This is a genomic window from Streptomyces sp. NPDC026246, assembly GCF_055567995.1.
The window spans coordinates 434,102-447,513 of sequence record NZ_JBVHPJ010000001.1 but is presented as its reverse complement, the minus strand read 5'-3'; the positions used below and the strand labels follow the sequence as shown (position 1 = coordinate 447,513).

Below are 13,412 nucleotides of genomic sequence, written 5' to 3'. Positions count from 1 at the left end.
CGGCCCGCCCGGGCTGGTCTGTGTCCGAGGGGGGACTTGAACCCCCACGCCCGATAAAGGGCACTAGCACCTCAAGCTAGCGCGTCTGCCATTCCGCCACCCGGACGAGGTGTCCGCCGCCTTGCAGGGGTGCTCCCCGCGGCGACACGGACAACCATACCAAGCTTTCGGAGCGCCTTTCACCTGCGTTTCCGTCCGCCGGGCGGGGGTCCGGGACCTCGCGGCCCGATGCCTCTAGGGTCGCACCATGAGTGACTGGATGGTGACGCAGAGCCCCTCCCGCGGGCGCCGCCCCCGAGCCCTGTCACCGCTCCGGGAGCATCTGCGGGACACGTTCTGGTTCGCCCCGACCGCGGCCATGGTGTGCGTCTTCGTCGTCTGGGCCGGGGCGCAGCTGCTCGACACCGCCCTCGTCGAGGCGCTGCGGGAGGACCGCGACTACGACACCCTCGACGAGCTGCTGCGCTTCGCGGACGACGCGAAGACCGTGGTGAACGCGGTCAGCTCCGCGATGATGACCTTCATCGGCGTGGTCTTCAGCATCTCGCTGGTGGCGGTGCAGATGGCGAGCGGGCAGTTCACCCCGCGGGTGGTGCGGCTGTTCGTCCGGAGCCGGATCACCAAGGCGACCTTCGCCGTGTTCCTGGCGACCTTCGTGCTGACCCTGCTGGTCCTGACGTCCTTCGACAGCGTCGACGATCCCCGTGCCGTGACGTCGGTGCCCCTGCTGCAGTCGGTCCTCACGCTGTGCATGGTCGCGCTGAGCCTGCTCCTGTTCGTCCTGTACGTGAACAGCACGCTGCGACTGATGCGGATCAGCCATGTGATCGCCCGGATCGCCACGGAGTCCTTCCGGGTGGTGGCCTCGATGCCGGTGCCGGTGGAGGACGGTGACCCGGCCGGGCTCGGCCCCGAGACCGCGTGGGTGCCGCACGAGGGCCGGGCCGGGGTGGTGCGCGACGTCCACATCGCGCGGCTGGTGCGCGTGGCGCGCAAGCACGGGGTGGTGCTGCGGCTCATCCCGCGCATCGGGGACTTCGTGGTGCCCGGCATGCCGGTGCTGGCGGTCCACGGCGGGCCGGTCCCGCCGCGCAGGGCGCTGCGCGGGGTGGTCTCCGTGGGCGTGGAGCGGACCTACCACCAGGATCTCGGCTTCGGCCTGCGGCAACTGGCGGACATCGCGCTGCGCGCCCTGTCGCCCGCGATCAACGATCCGACCACCGCGGTGCAGGCCCTGGACCGGGTCGTGCAGTTGCTGGCCGCGCTGAGCCGGCGGCCGCTGGACGCCGCCCGCCACCGGGACCGCGGTGGCGCGGTGCGGCTGGTGCAGCCCCTGCCGGGGTGGACCGAGCTGGTGGACCTGGGGTTCAGTGAGGTGCGGGGCTGTGCGACGGGAAGTCCGCAGGTGTGCCGCCGGCTGCTGGCCGGCTGGGACGACCTGCTCCTGCTCGCGCCGCCGGAGCGCCGCGAGCCGCTGCTGCGCCACCGTGAACTGTTGCGGCAGGCCGTCGACCTGGCCGCTCCCGCTCCGGCGGACCGCGCGTTCGCCCTGCACCCGGACCGGCAGGGGATCGGCTGACCGGGGCCCGGGGCAGGTGCGCCCCGGGCCCCGGCCCGAAGGGCCGCGTCACGGAAGCAGCTGGTACTCCGGGAAGTTCCCGGGCAGCCGCTCCCCCGCCGGGCCCCGCGTCACCGCGCGGACCAGCAGCTCCCCGCCGACGAACGCGCCGCGCCAGGAGGCGCCGAGTCCACCGAAGAGTTCGTCCCGGTCACCCCGGGAGCGGGGCGTGCCGTGGCCGACCTTGAACGCCCGGATGTGCGGGGCGAGACGGTCGTAGGTCGCCCGGTCGTCGGTGGACAGCGTGGCGACGAGCGCGCCGTTGGAGGCGTTCATCGCGGCCAGCAGCTCCGCCTCGGTGTCGACCAGGACGACGGTGTCGACCGGGCCGAACGGCTCCGCGTGGTGCAGCGGCGAGGACGGCGGCGGGTCGAGCAGCGTGACGGGCTGGACGTAAGCGGAGGTGTCCTGGCCGGCCAGGAAGCGGGCGGCGGCCGGGTCGCCTCGGTGCAGCGGCACGGCGCCGCGCTCGACCGCCTCGGCGACCTGGTCGCGCAGTTCCTTGGCCTTGGCCGCGTGGATCAGCGGCCCGAGGTCCAGCTCCGGCAGCGGGTCGTCCGGCCGTTCGACGGCGAGCGGGTGCCCCACCCGCAGGGTGCGCACCGCCGGGAGGTACGCCGCCAGGAACGCGTCGAACAGGTCCCGCTGGACGACGAAGCGCGGGTAGGCCGTGCAGCGCTGTTTGCCGTAGTCGAAGAGCTTGGGGACGAGGGCGGTGAGGGTGTCGAAGCCCGAGTAGTTCCAGATGCCCCAGGTGTTGAGCCCCTCCTGTTCCAGTACGTGGCGTTTGCCGAGGTCGGCGACGGCGGTGGCGACGGCGGCGCCGGTGTCGCGTCCGCCGACGAAGGAGACGCAGCCGATCTCGGGGGCCCGGACGAGCGCCTCCGACAGTTCGCTGCCGCTGCCGCTGAGCAGGGTCACGGGCAGTCCCTCGCGGGCGGCCAGCGCCGCGGCCAGGGTCAGGCAGGCGACCCCGCCGTCGGTGGGCGTCTTCGCGACGACCGCGTTGCCCGCCAGCGCCTGCACCAGCAGGGCGTGGACGAGCACGCTCATCGGGTAGTTCCAGCTGGCGATGTTGGAGACCGGTCCGTCCAGCGGCGCCCGGCCGTCCAGCATCGGCTCGATGCCGTCGACGTACCAGCGCACTCCGTCGATGGCGCGGTCGACGTCCGCCTGGGCGAGCCGCCAGGGTTTGCCGATCTCCCACACCAGCAGCAGTGCGAGCAGCCGCCGGTGTTCGGTGAGGGCGTCGAGGGTGGCCGTGACGCGGGCGCGGCGTTCGGGCAGGGGGACGTGCCGCCAGGCGCGGTGCTGGTCGAGCGCGGCGCGCACGGCCCGGTGCGCGGTGCCGCCGTCGAGCCGCGGCGGGCCCGCGACCGGACTGCCGTCGACGGGGCTGACGGCGGGCAGGACGCGGCCGTCGGGCTGCCAGCCGGCGTTCCAGAGGTTGAGGACGCGGTCGTCCCGGAAGGCTTCGGGGGCGACGGCCAGACAGCGCTGCCACGCGTCGGACCAGGCCGTGCCCGGCTTGAGGATGAGGGTGGGGGTCATGCGAGGGCTCCGCTCTCGGTGCACGGTCGGTGCGGAAGGGGAGGTCGTGGGCGACCCGCGACGAGTACGGTTCGGCTTGCGTCTCAGGCGGCTCGCCGCCTGTCCTCGAGCAGCGTGAGCACGAGCTTCGCGGTCTCGGTCGGGGTGCGGCCCACCCGTACTCCGGCCGCCTCCAGGGCCTCCTTCTTCGCCTGCGCCGTGCCGGAGGAGCCGGAGACGATGGCTCCGGCGTGGCCCATGGTCCGGCCCTCGGGTGCGGTGAATCCGGCGATGTAGCCGACGACGGGTTTGGTGACGTGCTCGCGGATGTAGGCCGCCGCCCGTTCCTCGGCGTCGCCGCCGATCTCGCCGATGAGGACGACCAGATCGGTGTCGGGGTCGTCCTGGAACGCCGCGAGGCAGTCGATGTGCGTGGTGCCGACGACGGGGTCGCCGCCGATGCCGACGCAGGTCGAGAAGCCGATGTCGCGCAGCTCGTGCATGAGTTGGTACGTCAGCGTGCCCGACTTGGAGACCAGCCCGATGCGGCCCGGCCTGGCGATGTCGGCCGGGATGATGCCGGCGTTGGACTGGCCCGGGCTGATGAGACCCGGGCAGTTGGGGCCGACGACGCGTGTGCCGCTGCGGCCGGCGTACGTGGTGAAGGCGACGGTGTCGTGCACCGGGATGCCCTCGGTGATGACGACCGCGAGGCCGATGCCGGCGTCGGCGGCCTCGACGACGGCCGCCTTGGCGAAGGCGGGCGGGACGAAGACGACGGTGACGTCCGCGCCGGTCGCGTGCATCCCCTCGGCTACGGAGCCGAAGACGGGGACGGCGACCGAGGCGCCTCCCGTGCCGCTCGGCCCCTCGGGGACGGCGAACTCGACGGTGCGGCCCGCCTTGCGGGGGTTGACGCCGCCGACGACGTTCGTGCCGGCCGCCAGCATCCGCCGGGTGTGCTTCATGCCCTCTGCGCCGGTCATGCCCTGGACGAGGACCTTGCTCTCCTTGGACAGGTAGATGGCCATGGCGTTCCCTCTTCTCAGGCCGTGACGGCGAGTCGGGCGGCACGGGCGGCGGCGCCGTCCATGGTGGTGACCTGCTCGACCAGCGGGTGCGCGCACCGGTCGAGAACGGCGCGGCCCCGGGCGGCGTTGTTGCCGTCGAGCCGTACGACGAGCGGTTTGGTCAGCCGGACGGTGTCCAGTGCCCGGACGATGCCGTCGGCGACCGCGTCGCAGGCGGTGATCCCGCCGAAGACGTTGACGAGGATGGAGCTGACGGCCGGATCGGAGAGGACGACCGACAGTCCGTCCGCCATGACCTGGGCGCTCGCTCCGCCGCCGATGTCGAGGAAGTTCGCCGGGCGGGCGCCGCAGCCCGCCACCACGTCCAGGGTCGACATCACGAGGCCGGCGCCGTTGCCGATGATGCCGACCTCGCCGTCCAGCTTGACGTAGTTGAGGCCCCTGGCGGCGGCCTCGGCCTCCGGACCGTCGCCGTGCCCGATGTCGTCCGCGCCCCAACGGGCCTGTCGGAAACGGGCGTTGTCGTCGAGGGTGATCTTGCCGTCGAGGGCGAGGATCTGTCCCTGCCGGGTGCGCACGAGCGGGTTGACCTCGACGAGGACGGCGTCCTCGCGGACCAGTACCTGCCAGAGGCGGACGAGGACGTCGGCGGTCTGCGGCGGCAGTCCGGCCGCTTCCGCGATCCGGCCCGCCGTGGCGGAGGTGACCCCGGTGGCCGGGTCGACGGGGATGCGGGACACGGCCTCGGGCCGGGTGGCGGCCACCTCCTCGATGTCCATGCCCCCCTCGGCGGAGGCGATCGCGAGGAACCGGCCGGCCGCGCGGTCCAGCACGTAGGAGACGTAGAACTCGGCCTCGATGTCCACGGGCTGGGCGAGCATGACGGTGCCGACCTGGTGGCCCTTGATGTCCATGCCGAGGATCTGACGGGCCGTGAGCTCCGCCGCGGCCGGGTCGGCGGCGAGCTTCACCCCGCCGGCCTTGCCGCGCCCGCCGGTCTTCACCTGGGCCTTCACCACGACCCGGCCGCCGAGCCGGCGTGCGATCTCGCGGGCCTCCCTGGGCGAGTCGGTGACCTCGGCCCGCGGCACCACGATGCCGTGTTCCTCGAAGAGTTCCCTTGCCTGGTGTTCGTACAGGTCCATTCCGGCTCCTGACTCGAAAGTGCCGCACGCCCCCTGGACACCACCCACCGGATGCGGGATAACAAGCTTCATACAGTATTCGTCGACTGTATGCAATGTACCGCGAGCCGCCCCAACCCCCTACGAAGGGACAGGACTTCGCCATGCCCGACGACACCCAGGACGTGATCTCCGGTGGTCATCTCGTAGCCAAGGCGCTGAAGGCCGAAGGGGTCGACCGCATCTACACGCTGTGCGGCGGCCACATCATCGACATCTACGACGGCTGCGTCGACGAGGGCATCGAGGTCGTCGACGTCCGCCACGAGCAGGTCGCCGCCCACGCCGCCGACGGGTACGCGCGCATCACCGGCAAGCCCGGCTGCGCGGTGGTCACCGCCGGCCCGGGGACGACCGACGCCGTCACCGGTGTCGCCAACGCCTTCCGCGCGGAGTCCCCGATGCTGCTGATCGGCGGCCAAGGCGCCCTCACCCAGCACAAGATGGGGTCCCTGCAGGACCTGCCGCACGTCGACATGATGACGCCGATCACCAAGTTCGCGGCGGCCGTGCCCGACACGGCGCGCGCGGCGGACATGGTGTCCATGGCGTTCCGCGAGTGCTACCACGGCGCGCCCGGCCCCTCCTTCCTGGAGATCCCGCGCGACGTGCTGGACGCCAAGGTGCCGGTGCCGAAGGCCCGGGTGCCGCGCGCCGGGGCCTACCGGGCCTCCACCCGCTCGGCCGGCGACCCCGAGGCGATCGAGAAGCTCGCCGACCTGCTGGTGCACGCCGAGAAGCCGGCCATCCTGCTCGGCAGCCAGGTCTGGACGACCCGGGGCACCGAAGCCGCCGTCGAGCTGGTGCGCGCCCTCAACGTCCCCGCGTACATGAACGGCGCCGGCCGCGGCACCCTGCCGCCCGGCGACCCGCACCACTTCCAGCTCTCACGGCGGTACGCCTTCTCCCACGCCGACGTCATCGTCATCGTCGGCACGCCCTTCGACTTCCGCATGGGCTACGGCAAGCGGCTGTCGCCGGAGGCGACCGTCGTGCAGATCGACCTCGACTACCGCACGGTCGGCAAGAACCGCGACATCGACCTCGGCATCGTCGGCGACGCCGGGCTGGTGCTGAAGTCGGTGACCGAGGCGGCCTCCGGACGCGTCAACGGCGGTGCGTCCCGGCGCAAGGAGTGGCTGGACGAACTGCGCGCGGCCGAGCAGACGGCCCTGGAGAAGCGGCTGCCGAGCCTGAAGTCCGACGCCTCGCCGATCCACCCCTACCGGCTGGTCGGCGAGATCAACGACTTCCTCACCGAGGACTCGATCTACATCGGCGACGGCGGGGACATCGTCACCTTCTCCGGCCAGGTCGTGCAGCCCAAGTCGCCCGGCCACTGGATGGACCCCGGGCCGCTCGGCACGCTCGGCGTCGGTGTGCCCTTCGTGCTCGCGGCCAAGCAGGCGCGGCCCGACAAGGAGGTCGTCGCGCTGTTCGGCGACGGGGCGTTCTCGCTCACGGGCTGGGACTTCGAGACCCTCGTGCGCTACGACCTGCCCTTCGTCGGCATCGTCGGCAACAACTCCTCGATGAACCAGATCCGTTACGGCCAGGCCGCCAAGTACGGCAAGGAGCGCGAGCGGGTCGGCAACACCCTCGGGGACGTCCACTACGACAAGTTCGCGCAGATGCTCGGCGGTTACGGCGAGGAGGTCCGCGACCCCGCCGACATCGGCCCCGCCCTCCGGCGCGCCCGCGAGTCCGGCAAGCCGTCACTGATCAACGTCTGGGTCGACCCCGACGCGTACGCCCCCGGAACCATGAACCAGACCATGTACAAGTGAGGTGCCCCCGATGACAGGAACCAAGGCCCTCGAAGGTGTCCGCGTGCTGGACATGACCCACGTCCAGTCCGGGCCGTCGGCGACCCAGCTGCTCGCCTGGCTCGGCGCCGACGTCGTCAAACTGGAGGCGCCGACCGGCGACATCACGCGCAAGCAGCTGCGCGACCTGCCGGACGTCGACTCCCTCTACTTCACGATGCTCAACTGCAACAAGCGGAGCATCACCCTCAACACCAAGACCGAGCGCGGCAAGGAGATCCTCACCGAGCTGATCCGGCGCTCCGACGTGATGGTGGAGAACTTCGGCCCGGGCGCGGTCGACCGGATGGGCTTCACCTGGGACCGCATCCAGGAGATCAACCCGCGCATCGTCTACGCCTCCATCAAGGGCTTCGGCGAAGGCCCGTACACCGGCTTCAAGGCGTACGAGGTCGTCGCGCAGGCCATGGGCGGGTCGATGTCCACCACCGGCTTCGAGGACGGGCCGCCGCTGGCCACGGGCGCCCAGATCGGTGACTCGGGTACGGGCGTCCACGCCGTGGCGGGCATCCTCGCCGCGCTCTACCAGCGGGAGCACACCGGACGCGGGCAGCGGGTCAACGTGGCCATGCAGCACGCCGTGCTGAACCTGTGCCGGGTCAAGCTGCGGGACCAGCAGCGCCTGGCCCACGGGCCGCTCGCCGAGTACCCCAACGAGGACTTCGGCGACGAGGTCCCCCGGTCCGGGAACGCCTCCGGCGGTGGCCAGCCCGGCTGGGCGGTCAAGTGCGCGCCGGGCGGCCCGAACGACTACGTGTACGTCATCGTGCAGCCGGTCGGCTGGCGCCCGATCAGCGAGCTCATCGGCCGGCCCGAACTGGCCGACGACCCCGAGTGGGCCACGCCCGAGGCGCGGCTGCCCAAGCTCGGCAAGCTGTTCCAGCTGATCGAGGAGTGGTCCTCGACGCTGCCCAAGTGGGAGGTGCTGGAGCGGCTCAACGCGCACAACATCCCGTGCGGGCCGATCCTGTCGACCCGGGAGATCATCGAGGACCGGTCACTGGTCGCCAACGAGATGGTCGTCACCGTGCCCCACCCCGAGCGCGGCGAGTTCGTGACCGTCGGCAGCCCGCTGAAGCTGTCCGACTCCCCCGTGGAGGTGACCAGTTCACCGCTGCTCGGCGAGCACAACGAAGAGGTCTACGTCGGTGAGCTCGGCCTCGGTGACGAGGAAGTGCGCCTGCTCAAGTCGAACGGGGTGATCTGAGGTGATGGCCGAAGACCGTCTCGCCCGCGTGCGGTCCCTGCTGGACTCCGTACGGGCGGAGGGCCGGACCGCGCTGACCGCGCCCGAGGGCAAGGTGATCGCCGACGCGTACGGCATCGCCGTCCCCGGCGAGGAACTGGCCACCGACGTCGAGGAGGCCGTGGCGTACGCGGCGCGCTTCGGCGGGCCGGTCGTGATGAAGATCGTGTCGCCGGACATCCTGCACAAGACCGACGCCGGCGGTGTGGTCGTCGGGGTCGAGGGAGCGGCGGACGTCCGGGCGGCGTTCCACCGCATCGTCGAGAACGCGCGTGCCTACGACGCGGACGCGCGCATCTCGGGTGTGCAGGTGCAGGAGTTGCTGCCGCGGGGCCAGGAGGTCATCGTCGGTGCGGTGACCGACCCGACGTTCGGGAAGGTCGTGGCCTTCGGGCTGGGCGGGGTGCTCGTCGAGGTCCTCAAGGACGTCACGTTCCGGCTGGCGCCGGTGGACGCCGACGAGGCGTTGTCGATGCTGGACTCCATCCGCTCGGCGGAGGTCCTGCGCGGGGTGCGCGGGCAGGCCGGTGTCGACCGGTGGGCCGTCGCCGAGCAGATCCGCCGGGTGTCCCGGCTCGTGGCGGACTTCCCCGAGATCGCCGAGGTGGACCTCAATCCGGTGATCGCGACGGCGGAGGGGGCCGTCGCGGCCGACATCCGGGTGATCCTCGCCGAGTCGCAGCCGGCGCCGCGCCGGACGTACACGCGCGAGGAGATCCTCACCTCGATGCGCCGGCTGATGCAGCCCGGCTCGGTGGCCGTGATCGGCGCCTCCAACGAGCAGGGGAAGATCGGCAATTCGGTGATGCGCAACCTCGTGGACGGGGGTTTCGCGGGCGAGATCCACCCGGTGAACCCCAAGGCCGATGACATCCTGGGCCGCAAGGCGTACAAGAGTGTCACGGACGTTCCCGGTGAGGTGGATGTGGCGGTCTTCGCGATCCCCGCCAAGTTCGTGGCCTCGGCCCTGGAGGAGGTGGGACGCAAGAAGATCCCGAACGCCGTGCTGATCCCCTCGGGGTTCGCGGAGACCGGCGAGCACGAACTCCAGGCGGAGATCGTGTCGATCGCCGAGCGGCACGGCGTGCGGCTGCTGGGACCGAACATCTACGGCTACTACTCGACCTGGCAGGACCTGTGCGCCACGTTCTGCACGCCGTACGACGTCAAGGGCGGGGTGGCGCTGACCTCGCAGTCGGGCGGCATCGGGATGGCCATCCTCGGTTTCGCGCGGACGACGAAGACGGGCGTGTCGGCGATCGTCGGGCTCGGCAACAAGTCGGACCTGGACGAGGACGACCTGCTGACCTGGTTCGGGGAGGACCCGCACACCCAATGCATCGCGATGCACCTGGAGGACCTCAAGGACGGGCGCGCCTTCGTGGAGGCCGCCCGGGCGACCGTGCCGAAGAAGCCGGTGATCGTGCTCAAGGCGGGCCGTACGGCCGCGGGTGCGAAGGCGGCCGGGTCGCACACGGGCGCCCTCGCCGGTGACGACGCCGTGTACGACGACATCCTGCGGCAGGCCGGCGTCATCAGGGCGCCCGGACTGAACGACATGCTGGAGTACGCGCGCGCGTTGCCGGTGCTTCCCGCACCCAAGGGCGGCAACGTCGTGATCATCACGGGCGCGGGCGGCAGCGGCGTGCTGCTCTCCGACGCGGTGACGGACAACGGCCTGTCGCTCATGGAGATCCCGCCCGACCTGGACGAGGCCTTCCGGAAGTTCATCCCGCCCTTCGGGGCCGCGGGCAACCCGGTGGACATCACCGGGGGCGAACCGCCGTCGACGTACGAGGCGACGATCCGGCTGGGGCTGGAGGATCCGCGCATCCACGCGCTGGTGCTCGGCTACTGGCACACGATCGTCACTCCCCCGATGGTCTTCGCGGAGCTCACCGCGCGCGTGGTGGCCGAGTTCCGGGAGCGCGGGATCGAGAAGCCCGTGGTGGCGTCGCTCGCGGGTGACGTGGAGGTCGAGGAGGCCTGCCAGTACCTCTTCGAACGCGGGGTCGTGGCGTACCCGTACACGACCGAGAAGCCGGTGGCCGTGCTCGGTGCGAAGTACCGCTGGGCGCGGGAGGCGGGGCTGCTGGGGGGCGGTACATGAGGTGAGGCAGCGGGGGGCCGGCCGACGGTGCGCGTCGGCCGGCCCCGGGACCCGCACGCGCACGAAAGGCATGGGACAGGGGGCGCTGGCCAGATCTTTCGACGCAAGGGGTGCGACACGACATGACAACGACCGATCTGCCCACCACGGTTCCCCACCGGGAGGTCACCGACGCGAACGGCCGCGTCTACCGGTTGGGTGAGACCGACATCGACATCATGGGGCGCAAGCGCAAGTGGATGGTGATCCTGCCCTGGATCGGCATGATGGGCATCTCCTCCGCGGAGTACGCGTTCGCGTCCGCCGAGGACACGCTCCACGAGGCACACCACTGGTCCAGCGGCAGCATCTACTGGATGATGACCACCTGGATCTTCTGCCAGGCCGCGGTCGCCTTCCCGGCGGGGCGGCTGCGCGAGAACGGCAAGCTGCCGGCGCGCTGGGCGATGATGCTGGGTTCGGCCGGCACTCTGCTGGGTTATCTGTCGCTGGCGTTCGCGCCGCATGTCGCGCTCGCCTTCATCGGGTTCGGCGTCTTCAGCGGCATGGGCGCGGGCATGGTGTACGCGACGTGCGTCAACATGGTCGGCAAGTGGTACCCGGAGCGCAGGGGCGGCAAGACCGGCTTCGTCAACGGCGGCTTCGCCTACGGCTCGGTGCCCTTCGTCTTCATCTTCCACGGCTACATGGACGGCACCAACTTCCGCTGGGTGCTGGTCTCGGCGGGTGTCTTCCTCGCCGCGATCGTGGCCTTCGCCGGCTTCTACTTCAGGGACCCGCCGAAGAACTGGTGGCCGGCCTCCGTCGACCCGCTGAACCCGCCGGAGGATCCGCGCGCCCGGCGTTCGCTCGAGAAGAACCCCCCGGCCACCAAGCAGTACAGCCCGCTGGAGGCCTGGAGGACCGGCCGGGTGGCGCTGATGTGGTTCTGTCTCGCCTGCACCTCCGGCGTGAACATCTTCGGCATCGCCTTCCAGGTCGACATCGGTGAGGAGGCGGGCTTCGCGGCGGGCGTCGTGGCCACCGCGATGTCGCTGAAGGCGATCGTCAACGGCACCGGGCGCGGCGTCATCGGCTGGCTGTCCGACCTCTACGGCCGCAAGCAGTGCCTGCTCTACGTGTGCGCGATCCTGGGTCTCGCCCAGTTCGGCATCATCTGGTCGGCCGAGATCGGGAACCTGCCGCTGTTCCTGATCTTCTCCGCCGTCTCCGGCTTCGGCGGCGGGGCCATCTTCCCGATGTTCGCGGCGATGACCGCGGACTACTTCGGCGAGAACAACAACGCCACCAACTACGGCATGGTCTACAGCTCCAAGCTCGTCTCCGGACTGGGCGCGGGCATGGGAGCCGTGGTCGTCGGCGCCTGGGGCTACAACGGCGCCTTCACCCTGGCCGGCTGCATCTCGCTGTTCGCCGGCCTCGTGGCGCTGTTCCTGCACCCGCCGGGACGATCCAAGGACAGGCGCGTGACGCCCAACCCGCGGCCGCTCGGGGAGGAGTGACCCGGGGAGACCGGGCCGGCACGGACCGGGGCCCCTCCCGCGTGGTGCGGGAGGGGCCCCGGTCCGTGTCCGCGGTCAGCGGCGCCGCTTGCGCAGGGCCGCCATGTTGTCGTAGCTGATCTTGGCCTCGCGCAGCGACTGCGCGGGGTCGGTGGCGCTCGGCGAGTTGTCGTCCTCCACCATCGGGTTGCGGTAGTGGGTCTGCCCGACCCGCGAGAAGAACGTCGCGTAGTCGATGTCTCCGGTGCCGAAGGGCACCATGTCCCAGCCCATGCCGTTGGTCGTGCTGACGACGCCGTCCTTGGCGTGGAACAGCGGGTAGCGCTTGTTGTGGCGGGTGACCAGGGCGGCCGGGTCGAACACGCTTGTGCGGGTGGTGCCGTCGTGCGCGGTGTAGGTGCGGAACTTGTACTGGGCGACGTGCGCCCAGAAGATGTCCATCTCCAGCCAGACGAGCCGTGGGTCGGTGACCTTCAGGAAGTACTCCAGCTTGCGGATGCCCGAACTGCGCGTCGGCCGGCCCTGGTCGTCCAGCGGGCCGCCGTCGAGCAGGAAGCCGTAGGCGCTGTCGTGGTTGTGGGTGTAGAGCTTGATGCCCTCACGGCGGGCGATCTCACCGAGGGCGTTCCATTTGTCGGCGGCGACGTCCCAGTCGGCGCGGTAGGAGCTTCCGGTGGGGTCGCCGCCGGTGCCCATGTGGTCCATGCCGAGGATGTTGGCGATCTCCAGGTGCTTCTTGAAGGTGTCCTTGTCCGCCGCGGTGAGCGGCCAGGAGGACGGGATGAAGCCGTGGTTGCCCTGGGCGCGCAGGCCGTGGTCGTCCAGCCAGGAGCGCAGCAGCCTGGCGCCCTGGACGGTCTCCAGGTTGTCGCCGCCGGGCGCGTTCGCGTGCTGGCGGTAGCCGGCGAACTCCACCTGCCGGTAGCCGTGGCGGGCCAGCTGCTTGAACACCTCGCGGAAGCCGGAGGGCAGGTCGCTCGCGAGGGGGTCGCGGGCGGTGGCGTCACGGACCGTGTAGAGGATGATGCCCCGCTTGTGCGGCGGGACGAGCACCTGGCCGCGCCCGTGGTCGTGGCCGTGGTCGTGGCCGTGGTCGTGGTCTCTGCCGCGGTCCTGGGCCAGGGCGGGGGCCGCGCCGAAGACGGGGGCCGCCACGGCTCCGGCCGCCACGGCGGTGCACGTGGTGAGGAAGCGGCGCCGGCCCACGCCGAGGCTGCGGCGCAGTGCCTCGTCCGGGGCGGCGGCGGTGGCGGCATCGGTGCGGGAAGGGTCGGGGTACGGGGTCACGGGTGGCCTGCCTTCTCGGTCGTGGCCGGTTCCGGTGCCGCCGGGACCGGCCGTTGTCAGTGCCGTGTGGTTCACTCT

General features: G+C 71.3%; 9 protein-coding genes and 1 tRNA gene. 5 read left to right on the top strand and 5 right to left on the bottom strand.

The genetic code is table 11. From position 1 onward, the window contains the following. Nucleotides 1–21: 21 nt before the first annotated feature. Nucleotides 22–106 (bottom strand) — tRNA-Leu (locus ACZ4M5_RS01930). Between the two features lie 141 nt (nucleotides 107–247). On the opposite strand from ACZ4M5_RS01930, the gene ACZ4M5_RS01925 reads away from it, so the two are divergent. After that, nucleotides 248–1,579 carry a DUF2254 domain-containing protein gene (locus tag ACZ4M5_RS01925; protein WP_467732043.1) on the top strand — a complete coding sequence of 444 codons (1,332 nt, stop codon included), beginning with the start codon at nucleotides 248–250 and terminating at the stop codon, nucleotides 1,577–1,579. A 48-nt stretch (nucleotides 1,580–1,627) separates the two neighbouring features. Here ACZ4M5_RS01925 and ACZ4M5_RS01920 read toward each other — a convergent pair whose 3' ends face one another. The 3 genes from ACZ4M5_RS01920 to sucC form a co-directional block, all read right to left on the bottom strand. Beyond that, nucleotides 1,628–3,169, bottom strand: coding sequence for an aldehyde dehydrogenase family protein (locus tag ACZ4M5_RS01920; protein ID WP_467732041.1), 1,542 nt, complete (start codon nucleotides 3,167–3,169; stop codon nucleotides 1,628–1,630). Between the two features lie 83 nt (nucleotides 3,170–3,252). Beyond that, nucleotides 3,253–4,179 (bottom strand): succinate--CoA ligase subunit alpha, encoded by a 927-nt coding sequence (gene sucD / locus ACZ4M5_RS01915; protein WP_467732039.1) that lies wholly within the window; start codon nucleotides 4,177–4,179, stop codon nucleotides 3,253–3,255. 14 nt (nucleotides 4,180–4,193) lie between these two features. Then, nucleotides 4,194–5,324: an ADP-forming succinate--CoA ligase subunit beta gene (gene sucC, locus ACZ4M5_RS01910; protein WP_467732037.1), complete on the bottom strand. Its 1,131-nt coding sequence runs from the start codon at nucleotides 5,322–5,324 to the stop codon at nucleotides 4,194–4,196. A gap of 143 nt (nucleotides 5,325–5,467) precedes the next feature. On the opposite strand from sucC, the gene ACZ4M5_RS01905 reads away from it, so the two are divergent. The 4 genes from ACZ4M5_RS01905 to ACZ4M5_RS01890 all read left to right on the top strand — a co-directional run bounded on the left by ACZ4M5_RS01905 (nucleotide 5,468) and on the right by ACZ4M5_RS01890 (nucleotide 12,047). After that, entirely contained in the window at nucleotides 5,468–7,150 is a 1,683-nt protein-coding gene (locus ACZ4M5_RS01905; protein ID WP_467732035.1) for a thiamine pyrophosphate-binding protein, read from the top strand. 10 nt (nucleotides 7,151–7,160) lie between these two features. Continuing rightward, nucleotides 7,161–8,396, top strand: a complete 1,236-nt coding sequence (gene frc / locus ACZ4M5_RS01900; RefSeq protein ID WP_467732033.1) for a formyl-CoA transferase — start codon at nucleotides 7,161–7,163, stop codon at nucleotides 8,394–8,396. Nucleotides 8,397–8,400: 4 nt separating this feature from the next. Then, a complete protein-coding gene (locus ACZ4M5_RS01895) occupies nucleotides 8,401–10,545 on the top strand; it encodes an acetate--CoA ligase family protein (protein WP_467732031.1) in 2,145 nt (714 codons plus the stop codon). A gap of 122 nt (nucleotides 10,546–10,667) precedes the next feature. Next, the gene (locus tag ACZ4M5_RS01890) at nucleotides 10,668–12,047 is read left to right on the top strand and encodes an OFA family MFS transporter (RefSeq protein ID WP_467732029.1); all 1,380 of its coding nucleotides are present in this window, start codon (nucleotides 10,668–10,670) and stop codon (nucleotides 12,045–12,047) included. Nucleotides 12,048–12,122: 75 nt separating this feature from the next. On the opposite strand, the gene ACZ4M5_RS01885 is transcribed toward ACZ4M5_RS01890, so the two are convergent. Then, on the bottom strand, nucleotides 12,123–13,334 hold the full coding sequence (locus ACZ4M5_RS01885) for a sugar phosphate isomerase/epimerase family protein (protein ID WP_467732027.1): 1,212 nt from the start codon (nucleotides 13,332–13,334) through the stop codon (nucleotides 12,123–12,125). Nucleotides 13,335–13,412: the final 78 nt, after the last annotated feature.

What these genes read in the sequence shown, in the direction of transcription:
- sucD (WP_467732039.1), bottom strand. Translation starts at nt 4,179, where the DNA reads ATGGCCATCTACCTGTCCAAGGAGAGCAAGGTCCTCGTCCAGGGCATG.
- ACZ4M5_RS01890 (WP_467732029.1), top strand. Translation starts at nt 10,668, where the DNA reads ATGACAACGACCGATCTGCCCACCACGGTTCCCCACCGGGAGGTCACC.
- ACZ4M5_RS01895 (WP_467732031.1), top strand. Translation starts at nt 8,401, where the DNA reads ATGGCCGAAGACCGTCTCGCCCGCGTGCGGTCCCTGCTGGACTCCGTA.
- frc (WP_467732033.1), top strand. Translation starts at nt 7,161, where the DNA reads ATGACAGGAACCAAGGCCCTCGAAGGTGTCCGCGTGCTGGACATGACC.
- ACZ4M5_RS01905 (WP_467732035.1), top strand. Translation starts at nt 5,468, where the DNA reads ATGCCCGACGACACCCAGGACGTGATCTCCGGTGGTCATCTCGTAGCC.
- sucC (WP_467732037.1), bottom strand. Translation starts at nt 5,324, where the DNA reads ATGGACCTGTACGAACACCAGGCAAGGGAACTCTTCGAGGAACACGGC.
- ACZ4M5_RS01925 (WP_467732043.1), top strand. Translation starts at nt 248, where the DNA reads ATGAGTGACTGGATGGTGACGCAGAGCCCCTCCCGCGGGCGCCGCCCC.
- ACZ4M5_RS01920 (WP_467732041.1), bottom strand. Translation starts at nt 3,169, where the DNA reads ATGACCCCCACCCTCATCCTCAAGCCGGGCACGGCCTGGTCCGACGCG.